At 64.5% G+C, this 20,102-nt stretch carries 15 protein-coding genes; 10 read left to right on the forward strand and 5 right to left on the reverse strand.

Annotation, left to right across the window (positions count from 1 at the left end; genetic code table 11):
* Positions 1-2: 2 nt before the first annotated feature.
* Both AC1DEK_RS04195 and AC1DEK_RS04200 read right to left on the reverse strand, forming a co-directional pair.
* Positions 3-1,190: a pyridoxal phosphate-dependent aminotransferase gene (locus tag AC1DEK_RS04195; protein WP_478123999.1), complete on the reverse strand. Its 1,188-nt coding sequence runs from the start codon at positions 1,188-1,190 to the stop codon at positions 3-5.
* Entirely contained in the window at positions 1,187-2,467 is a 1,281-nt protein-coding gene (locus AC1DEK_RS04200) for a branched-chain amino acid ABC transporter substrate-binding protein (RefSeq protein WP_478123918.1), read from the reverse strand. The genes AC1DEK_RS04195 and AC1DEK_RS04200 overlap by 4 nt, the downstream gene beginning before the upstream one ends.
* A gap of 123 nt (positions 2,468-2,590) precedes the next feature.
* Here AC1DEK_RS04200 and AC1DEK_RS04205 point away from each other — a divergent pair, with 123 nt between their 5' ends.
* A complete protein-coding gene (locus AC1DEK_RS04205) occupies positions 2,591-2,962 on the forward strand; it encodes an Hsp20/alpha crystallin family protein (protein ID WP_478123919.1) in 372 nt (123 codons plus the stop codon).
* Between the two features lie 265 nt (positions 2,963-3,227).
* Positions 3,228-3,965: an alpha/beta hydrolase gene (locus AC1DEK_RS04210; protein WP_478123920.1), complete on the forward strand. Its 738-nt coding sequence runs from the start codon at positions 3,228-3,230 to the stop codon at positions 3,963-3,965.
* On the opposite strand, the gene tsaD is transcribed toward AC1DEK_RS04210, so the two are convergent.
* The gene (gene tsaD / locus AC1DEK_RS04215) at positions 3,913-4,962 is read right to left on the reverse strand and encodes a tRNA (adenosine(37)-N6)-threonylcarbamoyltransferase complex transferase subunit TsaD (protein WP_478123921.1); all 1,050 of its coding nucleotides are present in this window, start codon (positions 4,960-4,962) and stop codon (positions 3,913-3,915) included. The two genes, AC1DEK_RS04210 and tsaD, sit on opposite strands and share 53 nt — an antisense overlap.
* Positions 4,963-5,028: 66 nt before the next feature.
* On the opposite strand from tsaD, the gene AC1DEK_RS04220 reads away from it, so the two are divergent.
* The 4 genes from AC1DEK_RS04220 to AC1DEK_RS04235 all read left to right on the forward strand — a co-directional run bounded on the left by AC1DEK_RS04220 (position 5,029) and on the right by AC1DEK_RS04235 (position 9,614).
* A complete protein-coding gene (locus AC1DEK_RS04220) occupies positions 5,029-6,297 on the forward strand; it encodes a nitrate- and nitrite sensing domain-containing protein (protein WP_478123922.1) in 1,269 nt (422 codons plus the stop codon).
* A gap of 344 nt (positions 6,298-6,641) precedes the next feature.
* A complete protein-coding gene (locus AC1DEK_RS04225) occupies positions 6,642-7,886 on the forward strand; it encodes a CmpA/NrtA family ABC transporter substrate-binding protein (protein WP_478123923.1) in 1,245 nt (414 codons plus the stop codon).
* A 10-nt stretch (positions 7,887-7,896) separates the two neighbouring features.
* Positions 7,897-8,808 (forward strand): nitrate ABC transporter permease, encoded by a 912-nt coding sequence (ntrB, locus tag AC1DEK_RS04230; protein ID WP_478123924.1) that lies wholly within the window; start codon positions 7,897-7,899, stop codon positions 8,806-8,808.
* Complete coding sequence (locus tag AC1DEK_RS04235; RefSeq protein WP_478123925.1) at positions 8,805-9,614, forward strand: ABC transporter ATP-binding protein; 810 nt, start codon at positions 8,805-8,807, stop codon at positions 9,612-9,614. Before ntrB ends, AC1DEK_RS04235 begins: the two co-directional genes overlap by 4 nt.
* Before the next feature lie 32 nt (positions 9,615-9,646).
* Here AC1DEK_RS04235 and AC1DEK_RS04240 read toward each other — a convergent pair whose 3' ends face one another.
* Positions 9,647-10,900 (reverse strand): ANTAR domain-containing response regulator, encoded by a 1,254-nt coding sequence (locus tag AC1DEK_RS04240; RefSeq protein WP_478123926.1) that lies wholly within the window; start codon positions 10,898-10,900, stop codon positions 9,647-9,649.
* A 254-nt stretch (positions 10,901-11,154) separates the two neighbouring features.
* Here AC1DEK_RS04240 and AC1DEK_RS04245 point away from each other — a divergent pair, with 254 nt between their 5' ends.
* Entirely contained in the window at positions 11,155-12,432 is a 1,278-nt protein-coding gene (locus AC1DEK_RS04245; RefSeq protein ID WP_478123927.1) for an MFS transporter, read from the forward strand.
* A 122-nt stretch (positions 12,433-12,554) separates the two neighbouring features.
* On the opposite strand, the gene AC1DEK_RS04250 is transcribed toward AC1DEK_RS04245, so the two are convergent.
* Positions 12,555-14,267, reverse strand: coding sequence for a bifunctional protein-serine/threonine kinase/phosphatase (locus AC1DEK_RS04250; protein WP_478124000.1), 1,713 nt, complete (start codon positions 14,265-14,267; stop codon positions 12,555-12,557).
* 64 nt (positions 14,268-14,331) lie between these two features.
* On the opposite strand from AC1DEK_RS04250, the gene nirB reads away from it, so the two are divergent.
* Genes nirB through AC1DEK_RS04265 form a run of 3 tightly spaced genes read left to right on the forward strand, consistent with a single transcriptional unit; the run spans position 14,332 to position 20,013 of the window.
* Positions 14,332-16,797 (forward strand): nitrite reductase large subunit NirB, encoded by a 2,466-nt coding sequence (gene nirB, locus AC1DEK_RS04255; protein WP_478123928.1) that lies wholly within the window; start codon positions 14,332-14,334, stop codon positions 16,795-16,797.
* A gap of 13 nt (positions 16,798-16,810) precedes the next feature.
* Positions 16,811-17,191: a nitrite reductase small subunit NirD gene (gene nirD / locus AC1DEK_RS04260; protein WP_478123929.1), complete on the forward strand. Its 381-nt coding sequence runs from the start codon at positions 16,811-16,813 to the stop codon at positions 17,189-17,191.
* 23 nt (positions 17,192-17,214) lie between these two features.
* Complete coding sequence (locus AC1DEK_RS04265; protein WP_478123930.1) at positions 17,215-20,013, forward strand: nitrate reductase; 2,799 nt, start codon at positions 17,215-17,217, stop codon at positions 20,011-20,013.
* Positions 20,014-20,102 lie beyond the last annotated feature (89 nt).

Here is a 20,102-nt window from a genome sequence, read left to right on the forward strand (position 1 = left end):
TTTCACGACTTTCGTTGGTTAGCCAGCCAACTTTTCAGGCGGTCTACGCCCTCGACCAGGCGGTGCTTGTCCTTGGAGGCGAAGCACCAGCGGAGCCAGCCTTGGGCTTCGGGGGCGAAGGCGTTGCCGGGGGCAAGGCCAAGGCCGGCCTCGGCGACAAGGCGCTTGGCGACTGCCAGGGAGTCGTCGAAGCCTTCCAGCTTGAAGAACGCGTACATGCCGCCGCGCGCGGGGGCGACCTCGACGCCCGGCAATGCGGCCAGCAATGGCACCAGGGTGTCTCGGCAGGATTTCAGGTGCGCGACAACTCGTGGAGTGATTTCGTCGGTGTGGGCCAACGCCGCGATCGCTGCACGCTGCGTGAAGACGCTGGCGCACGAGGTGTTGAATTCGATTAACTTGCCCATCCCCTCCATGAGCACGGGCGGCAAGACCAACCAGCCGAGCCTCCAGCCGGTCATCAGGAAGCTCTTGGAGAAGCTGTGGGCGACGATCAGGCGGTCGTCGGGCGCGGCGACGTCGAGAAAGCTGGGCGCGCACCGATTTGGGGCCTCTTCGTAGTAGAGGCGCTCGTAGACCTCATCCGAGAGGATCCACGTCCCCGTCGAGCGGCAATGCTTGAGGATTGCCTCCTGTTCCGGGCGGCTGAGAGTCCATCCGGTCGGATTGTTCGGCGCGTTGACGATGAGAAGCTTGGTGGCCGGCGTGATCGCGGCGCGTAGCGCGTCCAAGTCGAGGGTCCATTGCCCTCCCTTGGGCACCAACGAAACGCATCGGACGCGCGCCCCGAGGATCGCGGGCTGCGCTGTGAGATTCGGCCAGACGGGGGTGATGGCCACCACCTCGTCGCCCGCATCGACGAGCGCCTGCACCGCAAGCATCAGTGCATTGACCCCGCCCGAGGTGATGGCGATTCGCGATGATTCGATCCTGGGATGCAGACCGCTCATGTAGTGAGCGACGGCCTCCCGCAGCTCAGGCAGGCCGAGGTTGTGAGCATAGAAAGTCTCGCCGCGCTGCAGCGATTCGATGGCTGCCTGACGAATCACATCGGGAGTGACTTCGTCGCTTTCGCCGAACCAGAATGCGAGCACGTCGCTGCGGCCCAGGCCCGCATTCGCGACTTCGCGGATCTTGGAGGCTTCGAGGTTGTGGATGGCTTGGCGCACTGGCTTTTTCCTTGAATTCAGGGGCGTTGCATCTTGCAGCTGGTGGGCATCTCGGCGTTGCTGGCCGAAATTGTCTTGACGACGCGGAAACCATAACCAGACCCTTCCACGTCGAACTTGACGCCGGGCGCGCCCTGCCTGTCCATCACGCCGACGACCAGTGTCTGCTGGAACTGGTGGTCCTCGGCGCGCATGTGCCCGCTCTGGCCCGCGAAAGTGACGTGGGTCTTTTCGAGTGCACGGGCGACTGCCACGGTGTCCGTGGTTCCGGCACGCTCCATCGCCTGCGCCAAAGCTTCGATCATCAGCTGCATGCGCATGTGCACGTAGTCGTCGGAGGGGCTGGGAAAGCGCTCACGGAAGGACTTATAGAAGGCTTCCGACTGAGGTGTCTGCACGTTCGGCAGCCAATCCGCGACCGCAACGACACGGCCGACGCCCGCGTCGCCTATTGCCGCGGGAGCGCCAAGCGCGTTGCCATAGAAGGTATAGAAGGTGCCGTTGAAACCCGCCTCCCGCGCGGCCTTCACCAGCAATGTGAGGTCGTTTCCCCAATTGCCAGTGATGACGGCTTGCGCGCCGCTGGCAAGGATCTTGGCCGCATAGGGCGCGAAGTCCTTCACGCGCCCCATCGGATGCAATTCGTCGCCCACGATCTGCACATCCGGTCGCAACTGAGCAAGCTGGCGCCGCGATTCGCGGAGCACCGACTGGCCGAAGCTGTAGTCCTGCCCGATCAGGTACACACGCTGCAGCCCTTTGTCCTCCCTGAGCACCTGCATCAACGCGGTGACACGCATGTCCGCGTGTGCGTCGAATCGGAAATGCCAGAAGCTGCAGCGCTCGTTGGTAAGGATCGGATCGACTGCCGAATAGTTGAGGAAGAGCACGCGCTTCGAAGGGTTGCGCTCGTTGTTCTTGTCGATCGCATCGATGAGCGCAGCGGCGGTCGCGGACGAGTTGCCCTGCAGCACGATGCGGGCGCCGTCGTCCATCGCAGCACGCAACGCGGACAGCGCTTCTTCGTTTTGTCCTTTGCTGTCATAGCGATCCAGCTGCAGGAGCCGTGCGCCACCGGGAAGCTTGACGCCACCACGCGCATTGACGCGCTCGACAGCCCACAGCAAATTGCGAAACACAGCCTCGCCTGTGTTGGCGAAAGGCCCGCTCATGCTCTCGATCAACGCCAGCCGGATGGGCTCCTGCGTCTTTGCATTGAGCGACGAAAGCGCGCTCGCGCCTAGCGCCGCCGCGACGAATTTCAAGGCCCTGCGACGCCAAATAAAGCTTGAGTTCATTGTCTTGAAAGCCTCATCACGATGCCTAGATGAGGTGGCATGCGGCACTTGTCTTGTTGAAACGCCGCGCAGTGTAAGGGACACACATTCTTGTCCTTGTCGTTTTGCTCAGGAGTCTTCCTCATGTTTTTCGCACCCGCTATCCGCACCGCCCGCTTTGTGCCGCGTTCATATGACCGCAGTCTGGAACGCTTCGTCAACGACGCCTTCTCTGGCGCTCAACGCTCGCTCAATGTCGAGCAAGACGAGAAGACCTGGACCTTGACACTCGATGTCCCCGGCCTGTCGCGCGACGACCTCACGATCGGAATCGAAGGCGCTGTGGTTCGCATCGAAAGCAAGCCCGAAGCCAAGCGCCAGATCAAGGCCGCCTACGAGTTGCCGCAGGACATCGACGTTGCTGCGAGCGAAGCGAAGCTCGAAAATGGCGTCCTGAGCCTCAAGCTGGGCAAGCTGATTCCAGTGAGCAACGTCGCCCAATTGGCCATCAACTGAGCCAGCGAGCGCGCCTCTTCGGCGTCGCTTGGCCGCCCGTGCTGGGTCACTAGGATCTGAGCCGCGGGTTCGGGCAGGCAAGCTCAAAAAAAACTGAATGCACGGGCCGGTAACTTTTGGTTGCCGGCCTGACGCATTTATGAACCACAATCCGTGCGCAGTACGTCACGTTCTGTGACGTATTTTTCAAGGCCTTTGTATTAATTCGCGCCCTTAAGACGTGGGGTTTGCCCTAGATCCCGCGCAAGTCGCTCACAGAAGCACCATGAAAACGCACCTGAAGCTTGCAGAAATCGATGCTCGATCGGACACCCTCCTGGTCTTTCTTCCGGGCGCATTCCTGAAGCCCGAAGAGTTCGAGCGCGAGGGCTTCGTGAGCGCCATCCAGGAACGTGATCTCGCTGCCGATTCCTTGCTGGTGGACGCCGACGTGTCGTACTACTACGACCAGACTTTCATCGAGCGGCTGCAGCAGGACGTGATAGAGCCGCAACGCGCGGCGGGCTACCGGAAGATCTGGCTGGTCGGAATCTCCATCGGCGGCTTTGGTGCCCTGATTCATGAATTGGCAAAGCCGGGCACCGTCGATGGCATCGTGACCTTGGCCCCTTATCTCGGTCGCCGACCGGTCGGTGCGGAGATCCAAAAGGCAGGAGGCCTGCGCGCGTGGAAGGCCCCCGAAGGCCCGGCGCCGGACGAAGAGGTGGACCGCAAGCTCTGGCCGTGGCTCCAGCAGTACGCTTCGCCCGCTCAGCCGGCGAAGCTCCCGCCGCTCTATCTCGGATTCGGCCTCAGCGACCGGTTTGCGGCCAATCATCGGCTGCTGGCTGATGCACTCCCCACCGACCACGTCTTCACCACCGAAGGCGGCCATGACTGGCCACAGTGGTCTCAACTCTGGCGAAAGATGCTCGACGTGCTGCCCCTGCCGCAGCAGTCCAGGAAAGCGCCTAGGCTGGTTCCGTCCCTGCATCCAGCGACGCCAGCGGCCATCGCGGCTTGACATCGAAGGCATAGCGTTCGGTCGGCTTCTGGATGCCGGCCTGGAGGCGCATCGCGGCGGCCATTGCAATCATTGCGCCGTTGTCGGTGCACAAGTGCAACTCGGGGTAGTGAACCCGCACCCCGCGCTTGGCGCATGCGGCATTCAGTTGCTCGCGCAGCACCCGGTTCGCGCCAACTCCGCCTGCCACCACCAAGCGATCGAGCCCCGTTTGCTCGATAGCGGCGATCGACTTTTTCAGGAGAACTTCGACGATGGCCGCTTGCGTGGACGCTGCGAGGTCGGCCTTTCGTGATTCAAGCTCGTCGCCGAGCTTCTTGGCTTGGGTGAGCACCGCGGTCTTCAGCCCCGCAAACGAGAAGTCCAGGTCGCCGCTGTGCAGCAAAGGGCGAGGAAGCTTGAAAGCAGTGGCTTGGCCCTGCTCCGCCAGCTTGGCAAGCCATGGACCACCCGGATAGGGCAAGCCCATCAGCTTGGCGCTCTTGTCGAATGCCTCCCCCGCCGCGTCATCGATCGTCTCGCCCAGTAGTTCGTAGCGGCCCACCCCGTCGACCCGCATCAGCTGCGTGTGACCGCCCGACACAAGAAGCGCGACGAAGGGAAATTCCGGCGGATCGGCACTGAGGAAAGGCGAAAGCAGATGCCCTTCCAGGTGATGCACGCCCAGGACAGGTTTGCCCAGTGCCGCGCCGAGGGCGCACGCCACTCCAGCGCCCACGAGGAGCGCGCCGGCCAAGCCAGGCCCTCGCGTATAGGCCACCACGTCGACATTTGCCAGTTGCCGGCCGGCATCCTCGAAGACGGTTTCGGCCAAAGGAAGCACCCGCCGGATGTGATCGCGGCTCGCGAGTTCGGGCACGACACCGCCATAGGCCTGGTGCATCGCGATCTGGCTGTGCAGCGCATGCGCCGCAAGGCGCGGCAGCCCGCTCGCGCCGCTCTCGACCAAGGCCACGCCGGTTTCGTCGCAGGACGACTCGATTCCCAATACAAACATGCCAGACATGCCGCGAGTGTAGGTGCCGCCCGATAGCGGGGCACGGATGTTGCTGCAAGTCCTTTGATGAAATCCGGCCTGAGTTTCCTGATCGCCGCCCTCCGTTGCGAAATCGAAGGGTTGGAGCAACTGACCCGCACCGGCCAACTGGTCGGAAGCATCGGAAGACTGGTGCATGCATTGCAGCGCGAACGCGGCATTTCCAACGTATGGCTGGCCTCTGGCGGACAGCGCTTCGCTGCGCAGCGCAGTGAGCAGATTGCCGAGAGCATGAACATGGAGACGGCAGCGCGCGAAAGCTTCGACCTGCTGCAGACCGACAGCGCCCGCATCGGCAACGGCGCGCGGCTCTTCAGTCGCATCGCATGGGTCCTGCCCGGCTTGGACGGGCTTCCTGAACTGCGCCGCCGTATCGGATGCCTGGAACTGGATGCGGCGGCATCGACAACTGCGTATACCAAGCTGCTGTCCGGACTGCTCGCGGTGGTATTCGAGGCAGCGGACGGCGCCACCGACCCCGAGGTCTCGCGCGTCTTGGTTGCGCTCTTCAATTTCATGCAGGGCAAGGAATTTGCCGGGCAGGAACGTGCCTGCGGCGCGGCTGCATTCGCTTCAGGGCGCAACGACAGCAGCCGGCAGCAGCAATGGCTGCACCTGATCGACTCGCAGGAGCGTTGTTTTCAGCTCTTCATCGAGTTCTCTGCGGAGTCGGTGGCCGACCTCTGGCGCACGACCCAATTGCCGGAGCAAATCGCCGAACAGGAACGCCTGCGCCGAATCGCCTGCGCCGCACCCCCGGGCGTGATGCTCGACCCGGACCTGAGCCGGACGTGGTTCGACTGCTGCACACAACGCATCGATGCGATGCAGTGGGTCGAAGAGCGGCTCGCCGCCGATCTGCAGCGAATCTGCATGGACAAAACAGCGAAGGCACATTCGGAACTGCAGGCCCATGAGGCGCTGCTGCCAAGAATGACCGAATCGGCTGACCCGATGGCCGCGGCGTTTTTCGAGGAGCCCGTATGGTCACAGTCGCCCGGAAGCGCACCGCTCTACGGCAGGCAGCTCGAGCGCTCCATTCTGGACATGGTCCAGGAGCAATCACACCGTCTGCAGGCCATGAGCGACGAGTTGGAAACCGTGCGCGCTGCCCTCAACGAACGAAAGCTTGTCGAACGCGCCAAGGGCCTCCTGATGGCCCGCCGCGGCATCAGCGAACAGGAAGCGCACAAGATGCTGCGCCAGACCGCGATGAACCAAAGCCGGCGCCTGATCGAAGTGGCCGAATCCGTGCTCTCGCTGGCGGAATTTCTGCCCCGGGATGTGGCTTCCTGAAAGCGGCCGCTGATCTGAAATGGTGCGACGCACAACGATCGTGCCGCCGGGCAGGTCCGCGCCAAAGCAGTCGGTGGACTGCGCCATCATTGGATTGTTTGCTATGTTCTTGATAGCAGCACCACATCCGCAAAGATTGGCACGGGGTTTGCAATACGTAGAACACAGATCGATGAAGGTCTACAGATAGACAGCATCCAACGGCGGATACGGTCTACCGAACTGGACAAAGGCGTCCCCACCCGCAAGGGCTCGTTTTCGAGCAGCCCCTGCGCGGTGAGGACGCCTTTTTTGCTTTTGCTTTTTGTGTTTTTGCCTTTTCCCTTTCCTTCGGAGTTCGCCCCATGACCGATTCGCTTGCCTCCAAACTGAGTCGCAGACGCGTGCTGCAGGCCGCCGCTGCCGGTGTCGTCGGGCTGGACCCCGCGTTGCGAGCGGCCGTGTGGGCCCAAGGATCCGACAAGCCGGAGAAGGAAGAAGTCAGGATCGGCTTCATTCCGCTGACCGACTGCGCCAGCGTGGTGATGGCCTCGGTGCTGGGCATCGACAAGAAGTACGGCGTGAAGATCGTGCCCAGCAAGGAAGCCAGTTGGGCCGGCGTGCGCGACAAGTTGGTCAACGGCGAATTGGACTTTGCCCATGTGCTCTATGGGCTGGTTTATGGCGTGCACGTAGGCATTGGTGGGCCGAAGAAAGACATGGCCGTTCTGATGACGCTCAACAACAACGGCCAGGCGATCACGCTGTCGAAAAAGCTCGCCGACAAGGGTGCCGTCGATGGCGCCTCGCTCGCGAAGGTGATGGCGGCCAACAAGGTCGACTACACCTTTGCGCAGACCTTTCCCACGGGCACCCACGCGATGTGGCTCTATTACTGGATGGCCGCCAACGGCATCGATCCGCTGAAGGACGCCAAGGTCATCACCGTGCCTCCGCCGCAGATGGTTGCGAACATGCGCGTGGGCAACATGGACGGCTATTGCGTCGGCGAGCCGTGGGGTCAGCGCGCCATCATGGACGGCATCGGCATCACGGCTGTGACCACGCAGGACATCTGGAAGGACCACCCCGAAAAGGTGCTCGGCACGACGGGTGACTTCGTCAAGAAGTACCCCAACACCGCGCGCGCCGTGACGGCAGCCATCCTGGAGGCCAGCAAGTGGATCGACACCGGCCTGCAGAACAAGAACAAGATGGCGGAGACCATCGCGGACAAGAGCTACGTCAACACCAGTGTGGATGCCATCAACCAGCGCATCCTGGGCCGATACACCAACGGGCTCGGCAAGAGTTGGGACGACCCGAACTACATGAAGTTCTTCAACGACGGCTCGGTGAACTTCCCGTATCTGTCGGACGGCATGTGGTTCCTCACGCAGCACAAGCGCTGGGGCCTCCTCAAGGAGCATCCCGACTATCTGCAGGTCGCCACGCAGATCAACCGCATCGACGTCTACAAGCAGGCCGCGGCAGCTACGAACACGCCGCTTCCCAAGGAAACGATGCGCACCAGCAAGCTGTTCGACGGCGTCGTGTGGGACGGCAAGAACCCCAAGCAGTACGCCGATTCGTTCAAGGTCCATGCCTGAGGAGCCCGTCATGGTGAGCGCTGTCTTTCATTCCCCTCTCGATACCCGTCCCGCTCTGCCGGCCTCTGCAAAGAGCTTTGTCGCGACCAAGCCCGTGGCCCTGGCCCGCCGGGCCGAACCCGAGCCGCGAACGCCGCGCGACTTCAGCGCGCTGTGGCTGCGCGTGCTGCCGCCGGTGCTCGGCGTCGCGCTGCTGATCCTGATCTGGGAACTGGTCGCGATGAAGAGCACCACCGGCTTTCCCTCGCCGCTCGCGACCTGGCAGCAGGCCCTGACGGTGTTCAGCGATCCGTTCTACAGCAAGGGCCCCAACGACCAAGGCGTGGGCTGGAACGTGCTCTCGTCGCTGCAGCGCGTCGCGCTTGGCTTCGGTCTCGCGGCCGCGGTGGGTATCCCTGCGGGCTTCGCGATCGGCCGCTTCGATTTCCTCTCGCGCATGTTCAATCCCCTGATCAGCCTGCTGCGCCCGGTCTCTCCGCTGGCTTGGTTGCCGATCGGGCTGCTGGTGTTCAAGGGCGCCAATCCGGCGGCGATCTGGACGATCTTCATCTGCTCGATCTGGCCGATGATCATCAACACCGCGGTGGGCGTGCAGCGCGTGCCGAGCGACTACATGAACGTCGCGAAAGTGCTGAACCTCAGCGAATGGAAGATCTTCACCAAGATCCTCTTCCCAGCGGTGCTGCCCTACATGTTGACCGGCGTGCGGCTCGCCGTCGGGACCGCGTGGCTCGTGATCGTCGCGGCGGAGATGCTCACTGGCGGTGTCGGCATCGGCTTCTGGGTGTGGGACGAGTGGAACAACCTCAACGTCGCCAACATCATCATCGCGATCTTCGTCATCGGCATCGTCGGCCTCGTGCTCGAGTTCGCGCTCATCAAGATCGCCACGGCATTCACGTTCGAAGAGGTGAAGTCATGAATGATGACAAGAAGTACATCGAGATCCAGGGCGTCGAGCAGCGGTTCAAGACGGCCAAGGGCAGCTTCCTCGCATTGCGCGACATCAACCTGTGCGTGGCCAAGGGTGAGTTCATCACACTGATCGGGCACTCGGGCTGCGGCAAGTCGACGCTGCTGAACCTCATCGCCGGTCTCACCACGCCCACGCAAGGCGCGCTGCTCTGCGCCAATCGCGAGATCAAGGGCCCGGGGCCAGAGCGCGCGGTGGTGTTCCAGAACCATTCGCTGCTGCCCTGGCTGACCTGCTACGAGAACGTGTACCTCGGTGTCGAGCGCGTGTTCGCGTCGACCGAAGCGAAGGCGCAACTCAAGGCGCGCACCGAAGCGGCGCTCGCGCTGGTCGGTCTGAGCGCGGCGGCGCAGAAGCGCCCCGGTGAGATCTCCGGCGGCATGAAGCAACGCGTGGGCATCGCCCGCGCGCTCTCGATGGAACCCAAGGTACTGCTCATGGACGAGCCCTTCGGTGCACTCGACGCGCTCACGCGCGCCAAGCTGCAGGACGAGTTGCTCGCCATCGTGCAGAAGACGCACAGCACGGTCGTCATGGTCACGCACGACGTGGACGAGGCTGTGCTGCTGTCCGACCGCATCGTGATGTTGACCAACGGGCCCGCGGCGACCATCGGCGAAGTGCTGGCAGTCGACATCCCACGTCCGCGCAATCGCGTCGAGCTGGCCGAAGACCCGGTCTACGTACATGCGCGCAAGGCCGTCATCGACTTTCTCTACACGCGCCAGGCGCACGTGGAGAAGGTCGCCGCCTGAGTCGCCACGGCGGCGGACCACTCACGCGGGAGTCAGGACATGATGACCTGCAAGCTGTGCTCGTACGAGGCGGTGAGTTGGTCGAAGGTGTCGACCAGCGCATCGCTGGAACGAACCAGCGCGGCGCGCCCTTCTGCGCTCGCGACGTCGCGCACGCCGTGCACCAGTCGCAGCCACTCGTCGCGCGCGGCCGCCAGCGCGGTCCGGATTTCGGGTGAGCTCAAGGGCGCGCGCTCGAGCTCGAGCAGCGCGGACTCGAACGCCTCCATGGTCGGCGCCAAGCGGTCGCGCATGGCATCTTGCGACAAGATCGACGCCAGCAGCGCGTCCTTTGCAAGCCGCTGTGCGCGCATGCGCTCGCGCCCGCAGATGTTGACGATACGCAGCGCCCGTCGCGCGCCGTGTGCCTCCAGTGCACCCGTCAGAGTCTCGGCGGCAGACAGCAGCGCATCGGCACGCGCATCGATATCTATCAACGCTCCCGGTGCGAGGCGCGCGTCAAGTGCCGCCTCCAGCCCTTGCCAGGCCACGCGCACATCCGATAGGGCCCGCCCACCGGCCTCATTCAGTTCGAGGGCAGCCAGATGATCGAGGTTGTCCTGCACGCGCTCAGCCGACTGCGTTCGCAGGACGCGCGCGCGTCGCGCATCGACACCGGCCAGCGCCTGCGCCGCTACGCGGACCAGCCGCTGGGACAGCATGCGCAACTGCCCCGCGCGATTGATCGCATCGGCCCATCGCGAAGCCTCGACCACGGACCGCGAGACTTCGCCGAGGCGCAGGTTGGCATGCATGGCCGCGCCGCGCAGCAGGCCAAAGGCCTCGTCCTCCTCGATGCCGCGTGCGGACATCAGCAGGCCCTTGGCGCGATCGATCCACTTGCGCTCGTCCAGGCGGGTGCGCAGCGCGACGAGTTCGGTGCGCAGCCCGTTCTCCCGCTGCCAGCGCGCCTGCGCGCGGCCCAGCAAGGCCTCGAGGGATTGCGCGTTCAGCGCCTCGATCGATTCCCACGCGTGCACGCCGAGCGCCGCCAACTTCTCGTGCGACTCACGATCCAGCGGGGCACAGGCGAGGCTCACTGCACATGGCGGCGTGCCCGACCAGGCTTGCAATGCATCGAGAAGATCCTGCGTCAGCGTGGGCATGCAGATCAGGATTTCTCGGGGCGCAAGCGACTGGGCCTGCGACACCATCGTGCGGCAAGTCGCACGCACGAACGCCGAAGCGTCGAGACCCTGGACAAGGTCGGTGGCTTCGGAGGGAAAGACAACAAAAAGAGGGTTCACGGCGCGTTTCAAGCTGTGACCGAAAGCATAGGGCAGATGCGCCGCGATGCGTTGGCACATGTTTTGCGTGATATGGCTCGCGGTGTAACGAAGCACCGCTTTGGTGAAGCGGCAGACACCTGCATGCCGCCCGGTAGCGCAACCATCGGGCACACCCCTCACGCCGTCAGCGTCCGCTGCCGGCACACCGCCCCAACCCCGTCCGACGACACGGCCCGCCAACGGCCGCGCCGCGGCATTTCGCATTGAAAGCCATGTCCAGCTTCAAGTCCTTCCTTCGCTCAGGCCACGGCCCGACGTTGTTCGCGGCCTTCCTGTACTTCGCCTTCTCGTGCTGCATCTGGGTGCTCAACGGTGCAATGGCACCGTTCATCGGCGAGACCTTCAACCTCTCGCCGGCGCAGAAAGGCCTGATGCTGTCGGTGCCGATCATCGCCGGTGCGCTGATGCGTTTTCCGCTGGGCATCCTGTCGCAATACATCGGCCGCAAGAGTGCGACGCTGGTCGAGATGGGCCTGATTGCCGTGGCGATGCTGTTCGGCTTCTTCATGGTGCACAGCTTCAACGATCTGCTCGCGATGGGCGTGCTCCTGGGCATCGCGGGCGCAAGCTTCGGGGTCGCGCTTTCGCTGGGTTCGGGCTGGTTCCCGCCGCAGCACAAGGGCCTCGCCATGGGGTTGGTGGGTGCGGGCAACGTCGGTACCGCGGTGTCGGTGCTGGTGGCTCCGCCGCTCGCCCAATGGCTGGGCTGGCAAAGTGTGTACGGCGTGGCGGCTGTCGCGATCCTGGTGCCGATGATCGTGATGATCATGCTCGCCAAGGAGCCACCCGACATCGACAGCCACGCCAGCTTCCGCGAGCACATCGCCTGCCTGTTCGAGAAGGACGGATGGGTGTTCAGCCTCATCTACGGCGTGACCTTCGGCGGCTTCATCGGCCTCACGACCTTCCTGCCCTCCTACTACTACGACCAATTCGGCGTCAGCAAGGTGCAGGCCGGCCAGCTGACTATGTTGGCCGCCTTCATGGGTGCGGCCGTGCGCGTGATCGGCGGCTGGATCTCCGACCGCTGGGGCGGCGTCAACACGCTGACATTGGTCCTGCTCGTGGTGGCGATCAGCCTGGTCCTTGTCGGCGCATCGTCGGCATCGTTGACGCTCACCACGCTGCTGCTGATCGCCTGTTTCGCCGCACTGGGTGCGGGCAACGGCGCACTCTTCCAGCTCGTGCCGCTGCGCTGGCCCGCAAGCACAGCGGTGGCCGGCTCCATGATCGGCGAGATCGGTGCGCTCGGCGGAGGCCTGGTGCCCAACGCGATGGGCTTGTCCAAGCAATACCTCGGCAGCTACGCCTGGGGCTTCGTCTTCTTCGCCGCACTGTCGCTCGTCATGCTGGCCGTCATGCGCGTGATGCAAATCCGCTGGACCCGCACCTGGGCCGAAAAAGGCGGCCGCGCCCGCGAAGCCGCACAGCCACCAGTCACGACCCACCGCCCCAAGAGCTCCAAGGCCCCCAAGGCGCGCAACGCATGACCCCGCACACCCTCATTCCAAAAATACCGCGGAACCGGCTTCACCGGGTCGCCGGTATTGCCCCCGGATGGGGGTGGGCGGCTACGCGAAGTGAGCCAACCTGGGGGCGAGCAGCACGCCTCTCAAGTCCGGGGCAGGAAGAGCAGCCACACCACCAGCAGCACATTGAACAGCAGCGACACAGCGAGCGCGATCTTGTAGAGCGCCGCCGGATCGCGGCGGGCCAGCGGCGTGGCGCTCGGCGCGCCGACGGGACGGGACGCACCGCGCTCCAGCGCGAGCAGAAGTTCCTCGGCCGTCTCGAAACGTTGCCGGGGATCGCGCGCCACGGCCTTGCGCACCAGGTGGTCGAGCCATACGGGCACATCGGGCCGGATGCGCGACAACGCGGCCGGATCGCGCCGGTAGCGCGCTGCCTGGTAGGGCTCGATCTCGCCATAGGGCAGGCGCCCGGCGAGCCACTGGTAGAGCGTGACCCCCAGCGCGAACAGATCGCTGCCTGCGTCGGCGCCCTCGCCTTCCCACTGTTCGGGGTTGATGTAGCTGGGCGTGCCGGCGTGCAGCTCGCGCTGCGCCGCGCCCTCGCGCCCGGACAGCGCGACACCCAGGTCGAGGATGCGCCAGCGCCCATCGTCGCCAAGGTGCAGGTTGCCCGGCTTGATGTCGCGATGCACCACGCCGTGGCGGTGCAGCCTTCCCAGCGCGCGGGTCACTTCGATGGCCGCGGCCACGACCTCCGCCACCGCACCACGCCGACCGTCCTTCTGCATCTGCTCGAGCGTTCGTCCGCCGTGCCAATCGAACACGGTGTAGAGCGCGCTGGCATCCTCCGCGCGTTCGTGAACGCGCACGAAGCCGCTGTCGGCGCGAGCGCTGACGCGCAGGCCCAGCCAGGCTTCGTGAGCGAGCATCGCGCGCTCCTGCGGATCGCCGGCCCGGGACGGATGCAAGGTCTTGAGGGTCACCAGTGCTCGCGTCTCGGGTCGACGTGCCTGGTAGAGCACATGCACGCCGGTGTCGGCCACCCGCGCGGTGATGACGTAGCCGTCGAGCACATCGCCGACCTTCAGCTGCGGCGGCGGAGCCAGCCGGCGCACGTCGCCCATCTCATCGTCCAGTTGGCGGGCATCCAGTCCCATGACGCGGATCACCAGCGCGGTGGCGTTGTCGCGGGATCCTGCCGCCAGCGCGGCCTGCACCAGTGCATCGCTGGCCTCGCCCGCGTTGCCCTGCAGCGCAAGGGCCGCCAAATGCTGTGCCTTGAGCACACCGTGAACGCCGTCGGAGCTGAGCACGAAGCAGTCGCCGACCCGCACGTCGCCCTGCACATAGTCGACCCGCACCTGATCGTCGAGACCGATTGCGCGCGTCAGCCGGCTTCGCAGATCGGGGTGCTCGAAGGCATGGTCATGGGTCAGCTGCATGGCAGGCTCGCCACCCTGGCGCACTCGCCACGCGCGCGTGTCGCCGACGTGCGCGAGCGTGTAGCTCTGTCCATGCAGCACCAGCGCCGTCAACGTGGTGAGCGCGGTGCCGCCACCCTGGCGGCGGCGGTTGTGATCGGCAAGCCATGCGTTCTGCGCGCCGATCAGCCGGTCCAGCGCCGCCGTCGGCTCCCAGGTGTCGGGCGTCGCGAAGTAATCGCCAAGCAGGCACATCACGGTGGTCTGCGCGGCCTCCAGACCGCGTCCACCGGCGGACACGCCGTCGGCGATGGCCGCAATCAGTCCGCGCGCTTCCTCGCCCTGCGGCGCATGCACCGCGCCGGCGAAATCCTCGTTGACCTCGCGGGGCCCGCGCAGGCTGCTGTAGCCGATGTCCACTTCAAAGCTCATGGCGCGATTCTCCACGCGCGCCCCGGGCACCTCGCTTGATTGAATCCAGGAAAGGTCCAACGCCATGAAGAAAATGAAACTCGTGATGGTCGGCAACGGCATGGCCGGCGTGCGCACGATCGAGGAGCTGCTCAAGATCGAGCCCGATCTCTACGACATCACCGTCTTCGGCGCCGAGCCGCACCCGAACTACAACCGCATCCTTCTGTCGCCCGTGCTCGCCGGCGAGCAAACGGTCGACGAGATCGTGCTGAACAGCTGGGAGTGGTACGCCGAGAACAACATCACCCTGCACGCAGGCAAGAAGGTGGTGGACGTCGATCGGGTCAAGCGAATCGTGCGCGCGGAAGACGGCACCGAAGCGCCCTACGACCGGCTTCTGATGTGCACCGGCTCCAACCCCTTCATGCTGCCTGTTCCCGGCAAGGACTTGCGGGGCGTGATCGCCTATCGCGACATCGCCGACACCGACTACATGATCGAGACCGCACGCACGCACAAGAACGCGGTCGTCATCGGCGGTGGACTGCTGGGCCTCGAAGCGGCCAATGGCCTGATGCTCCGCGGCATGAACGTCACCGTGGTGCACGTCATGCCGTGGCTGATGGAGCGGCAGTTGGACGACGTGGCCGGCAAGCTGCTGCAGAAGTCGCTCGAAGACCGCGGCCTGAAGTTCCTCATTGGTGCGCAAACCCAGGAACTCGTGGGCAACGAACAAGGAAGGGTCTCGGCCATCCGCTTCAAGGACGGCACCGAAGTCGCCGCCGACCTGGTGGTCATGGCCGTCGGCATTCGTCCCAACACGGAGCTGGCAGAGAAGATGCGGCTGCACATCAACCGCGGCATCGTCGTCACCGACACCATGCAGACCGTGACCGATGCGCGCATCTACTCGGTCGGCGAATGCGCTGCACATCGGGGCATCGCCTACGGCCTGGTCGCACCGCTGTTCGAACAGGCGAAGGTGGCGGCGAATCACCTGGCACAGTTCGGCATTGGCCGCTACATGGGCTCGCTGACCTCGACGAAGCTCAAGGTCACGGGTATCGACCTCTTCTCCGCCGGCGAATTCATGGGCGGCGAAGGCACGGAGGAAATCGTGATGAGCGACCCCTTCGGCGGCGTCTACAAGAAGCTGGTGATCAAGGACGACAAGCTGGTCGGCGCCTGCCTCTACGGCGACACGGTCGACGGCAGCTGGTACTTCAAGCTGCTGCGTGACGGACGCAGCGTGCACGACATCCGCGACAAGCTGATGTTCGGCGAATCCAACATCGGCGACACCGGCCACGAAGGCCACAGCAAGGCCGCTTCGATGCCGGACGACGCCGAGGTTTGCGGCTGCAATGGCGTCAACAAGGGCACCATCTGCAAGGCGATCAAGGACAAGGGACTCTTCACGCTTGAAGAGGTCAAGAAGCACACCAAGGCCAGCGCATCGTGCGGCTCATGCACCGGGCTGGTCGAGCAGATCCTGATGTTCACGGCCGGCGGCGACTACTCCGCCACGCCGAAGAAGAAAGCTGTGTGCGCCTGCACCGATGTCAGCCACCAGGACGTGCGTGAGGCGATCCGAAAAGGGCACTACCTCACACACGACGAGGTGTATCGCAATCTCGGCTGGCGGACGCCAAACGGATGCGCGACCTGCCGGCCTGCAATCAACTACTACCTGATCTCGACCTGGCCGAAAGAGGCAAAGGACGATCCGCAGAGTCGCTTCGTCAACGAGCGCAGCCACGCCAATATCCAGCGGGACGGCACCTATTCGGTGATACCGCGCATGTGGGGCGGCCACACGACGCCCGACGAATTGCGCCGCATCGCCGACGCGGCCGACAAGTACAAGATCCCGACCGTCAAGGTGACGGGCGGCCAGCGCATCGACCTGCTCGGCGTGAAGAAGGAAGACCTGGAGAACGTCTGGAAGGACATCGGCATGCCCTCGGGCTTTGCCTACGCCAAGTCGCTGCGCACGGTGAAGACGTGCGTAGGCAGCGAATGGTGCCGCTTCGGCACCCAGGACTCGACGCAGATGGGCAAGGACCTGGAGCGCGCGCTTTGGGCGATGTATTCGCCGCACAAGGTCAAGCTCGCAGTCTCGGGCTGCCCGCGAAACTGCGCCGAGTCGGGCATCAAGGACGTGGGCGTGATCGGCGTCGATTCGGGCTGGGAAATCTACGTGGGCGGCAACGGCGGCATCAAGACCGAAGTCGCACAGTTCCTGGTCAAGGTGAAGACATCCGATGAAGTGATGGAGTACGCGGGCGCGTTTCTTCAGCTCTACCGTGAGGAAGGCTGGTATCTGGAGCGCACCGTGCACTACATCGGACGTGTCGGCCTCGACTACGTGAAGAAGAAGGTCCTCGAGGACGCGGAAGGCCGCAAGACGCTGTGGGAGCGGCTCCAGTTCGCACTCGATGGCGAACCCGATCCGTGGTTCGAGTCCAGCCAGGCTTCTGTCGACGTGCGGCAGTTCAAGCCGATTGCCGTAGTCGAGAGCATCCCTGCTGATGCGCAGACGGTCTGAAGGAGAGCGAATCATGAGCGAATGGAAAGTGATCTGCCGGGTCGAAGACATTCCCGTGCTTGGTGCCCGTCGAGTGGCGCGCGCCCAGGGCATCGATGTTGCGGTGTTCCGCAATTCAGAGGACGAGGTTTTTGCATTGCTCGACCGCTGCCCGCACAAGGGCGGACCGTTGAGCCAGGGCATCGTCTTCGGCACCAGCGTGGCCTGTCCGCTGCACAACTGGGCGATCGGACTCGACGATGGTTGCGCGAAATCGCCCGACGAAGGCTGCACACCGCGCTTTGCAGTGAAAGTCGCCAACGGTGTGGTGCACCTCGATGCGGGCGAGCTCCAATTGCACGCCACCGATCTCTCGCGGCCTGTGGCGGGGCCTCAGCCAGTCGTCGCAGACTGACTATCTTCACCCGAGCCAGCACCATGAACGAAACACGCTCCACCTGCCCCTACTGCGGCGTGGGCTGTGGCGTCATCATCGAGTCCGACGGCGCGCAGATCACCGGCGTGCGCGGGGACCCGGCGCACCCCGCCAACTTCGGTCGGCTGTGCACGAAAGGGTCTACGCTGCACCTGACCGCCAGCGCTGCCGTCACCATGCAGACTCGTCTTTTGCAGCCATTGCAGCGTGCCACTCGTGACTCCGTCCCCGAGCCCATCACATGGGACGGCGCACTGGGGCTCGCGGCGCAACGATTCGCGCAGGTCATCGAGGAAAGCGGCCCCGATGCCGTCGGCTTCTACGTATCCGGACAACTGCTGACAGAGGACTATTACGTCTTCAACAAGCTGGCCAAAGGGCTCGTCGGCACCAACAACATCGACACCAATTCGCGCCTTTGCATGAGCAGCGCGGTGGCCGGCTACAAGAAGACGCTGGGCGCCGATGCACCACCAGCCTGCTACGACGACCTGAAGCACGCACAGTGCCTTTTCATCGTCGGCAGCAACACTGCGTGGGCGCATCCCATTTTGTTCCGGCGCATCGAGGATGCGAAGGCGGCCAATCCAACCATGAAGATCGTCGTGGCGGATCCTCGCCGCACGGACACCGCCGAGATTGCTGACCTGTTCTTGCCGATCCAGCCGGGTACCGACGTGATGCTCTTCAACGGCATGCTGCACCTGATGCTGTGGGAAGGCTGGGCGGATTCGCGCTACATCGCCGAGCACACCAACGGCTTCGACGCCTTGAAAGCGACGGTGCGCGACTGCACACCCGACCGCGTCGCACAGGTCTGCGGCATCTCCAAGGACGACCTCCTGGAGGCGGCGCGCCTCTTTGCGACTTCTGCAGCGACGCTGAGCCTGTATTGCCAAGGCCTGAACCAATCCTCTTCCGGAACGGCGAAGAACGCGGCCCTGATCAACCTCCATCTGGCGACGGCGCAGATCGGCAAACTCGGCGCGGGGCCCTTCTCGCTCACCGGTCAGCCCAACGCCATGGGCGGCCGCGAAGTGGGTGGGTTGGCCAATCTTCTTTCCGCTCATCGCGATCTCGCCAATCCGCGGCATCGCGCCGAAGTGGCGGCGCTGTGGGGCATCGACGATGTGCCGGCTCGACCGGGCAAGACTGCGGTCGAAATGTTCCAGGCCGCGGCGGACGGCGAAATCCGCGCGCTCTGGATCGCCTGCACCAACCCAGCGCAATCGATGCCCGACCAGGCGACGGTGCGCCGCGCGCTCGAGCGCTGCGAGTTCGTCGTGGTGCAGGAGGCATTCGCGAAAACGGCAACCTGCGAGTTCGCCGACCTGCTGCTGCCAGCCACCACATGGGGCGAGAAGGAAGGCACCGTCACCAACAGCGAACGCCGCATCTCTCGAGTGCGGCGAGCTGTGCCGCCGCCTGGCGAGGCTCGCAATGACTGGTCTATCGGCGTGGGTTTCGCGCGGCGGCTCGAGGAGCGCCTGGGCCGCACAGCCACGCTCTTTCCCTACGTGGATGCCGAGTCGGTCTGGAATGAACACCGCGAATCCACGCGCGGGCGCGACCTCGACATCACTGGAATGAGCTACGCGATGCTCGAATCGGCGCCGCAGCAATGGCCACTGCGTGAAGGCGAGACAGAAGGCCGCGCTCGGCTCTATGAGGACGGCATCTTCCCAACGCCCGATGGCCGCGCGCAGTTCGTCGATACGCCCTACAAGCCGGTAACCGAGCCCCGTGACGCGCGCTATCCCTTCTCTCTCAACACTGGCCGGCTGCGCGACCAGTGGCACGGCATGAGCCGCACCGGCACACTGGGCAGGCTCTTCGGCCACGCCGCCGAGCCTGTGGCTCAGATGCATCCGCAGGACATGGCCAGGCGCCAATTGGCCGAGGGCGATCTCGTGCACGTCACCTCGCGCCGAGGCTCGATCGTGGTGCCCGTCGCGGGCAGCGCCGATGTCGGCTTGAGCCAAGTCTTCATTGCAATGCATTGGGGTGGCGAATACCTGAGCGGCTCGTCCAGCACCGGCACGCGGCTTGCGGGCGTGAATGCCCTCACGACCTCCAGCTTCTGCCCCGATTCGAAGCAACCCGAGCTCAAGCACGCAGCAGTGAAAGTCCTCAAGGCCGAGATGCCCTGGACACTCCTCGCCGCCGCATGGCTCCCGCAGGAGGCCGCGCTGACTGTCGCCGGCGAGTTGCGAAACCTGATGTCGGCGTTTCCGTTCGCCAGCTGCGTGCCCTTTGCCGCAGGCGCTGCACTCGAAGATGCGAGTCCCGATCGCACCGGCGTGCTGTTCCGGGCTGCCGCGCATGAGGCACCACCCGACGCCGTCCTCTCGCAGATAGAAGGCTTGCTTGCGCTCGCAGGCACCGACACACTGCGCTACGCGGATGCAAAACGCGGGCAGCGTCGCGCGGTCCGTTTGACACGCAATGGCGCGAACGCGTACCTCGAAGGCTTCCTGCTGGGCGGAGACACTCGCTCGGAAGTCTGGATCAAGGCGTTGCTGCAAGACCGGCTGCCGGCGCAGGCCTTTGGCCGGCAACTGCTGCGGCCCGCCTCGGTGGCGCCCATCGGTGTCGCGGCACGCAAAATCGTCTGCAGTTGCTTCGGTGTCACGCAAACCGCCATCGGCGAGCATCTCGCGTCCTCCGCGGGCTCGGACGTGGAGCGACTCGCCGCATTGCAGGGCGCGCTGAAATGCGGCACCAATTGCGGGTCTTGCATCACCGAGCTGAAACGGATGGTGCGCTTGTCCTCCGGGCCGGTTCTGGCGGAGTCGCCATGAGCCTTGACGGGGCGACCGCGATAAACCCGCCTGGGCGACGGGGCATAAGCGCGCCCCATTTGCGGCATAAGTCATGCGGGACAATCCGG

The organism is Variovorax sp. 10N420, from assembly GCF_056394705.1.

Excerpts from the sequence above, each read along its gene's own strand:
- AC1DEK_RS04245 (WP_478123927.1), top strand. The coding sequence starts at position 11,155 with ATGTCCAGCTTCAAGTCCTTCCTTCGCTCAGGCCACGGCCCGACGTTG.
- ntrB (WP_478123924.1), top strand. The coding sequence starts at position 7,897 with ATGGTGAGCGCTGTCTTTCATTCCCCTCTCGATACCCGTCCCGCTCTG.
- tsaD (WP_478123921.1), bottom strand. The coding sequence starts at position 4,962 with ATGTTTGTATTGGGAATCGAGTCGTCCTGCGACGAAACCGGCGTGGCC.
- AC1DEK_RS04235 (WP_478123925.1), top strand. The coding sequence starts at position 8,805 with ATGAATGATGACAAGAAGTACATCGAGATCCAGGGCGTCGAGCAGCGG.
- AC1DEK_RS04210 (WP_478123920.1), top strand. The coding sequence starts at position 3,228 with ATGAAAACGCACCTGAAGCTTGCAGAAATCGATGCTCGATCGGACACC.
- AC1DEK_RS04220 (WP_478123922.1), top strand. The coding sequence starts at position 5,029 with ATGAAATCCGGCCTGAGTTTCCTGATCGCCGCCCTCCGTTGCGAAATC.
- AC1DEK_RS04225 (WP_478123923.1), top strand. The coding sequence starts at position 6,642 with ATGACCGATTCGCTTGCCTCCAAACTGAGTCGCAGACGCGTGCTGCAG.
- AC1DEK_RS04200 (WP_478123918.1), bottom strand. The coding sequence starts at position 2,467 with ATGAACTCAAGCTTTATTTGGCGTCGCAGGGCCTTGAAATTCGTCGCG.
- nirB (WP_478123928.1), top strand. The coding sequence starts at position 14,332 with ATGAAGAAAATGAAACTCGTGATGGTCGGCAACGGCATGGCCGGCGTG.
- AC1DEK_RS04265 (WP_478123930.1), top strand. The coding sequence starts at position 17,215 with ATGAACGAAACACGCTCCACCTGCCCCTACTGCGGCGTGGGCTGTGGC.
- AC1DEK_RS04205 (WP_478123919.1), top strand. The coding sequence starts at position 2,591 with ATGTTTTTCGCACCCGCTATCCGCACCGCCCGCTTTGTGCCGCGTTCA.
- AC1DEK_RS04250 (WP_478124000.1), bottom strand. The coding sequence starts at position 14,267 with ATGAGCTTTGAAGTGGACATCGGCTACAGCAGCCTGCGCGGGCCCCGC.
- nirD (WP_478123929.1), top strand. The coding sequence starts at position 16,811 with ATGAGCGAATGGAAAGTGATCTGCCGGGTCGAAGACATTCCCGTGCTT.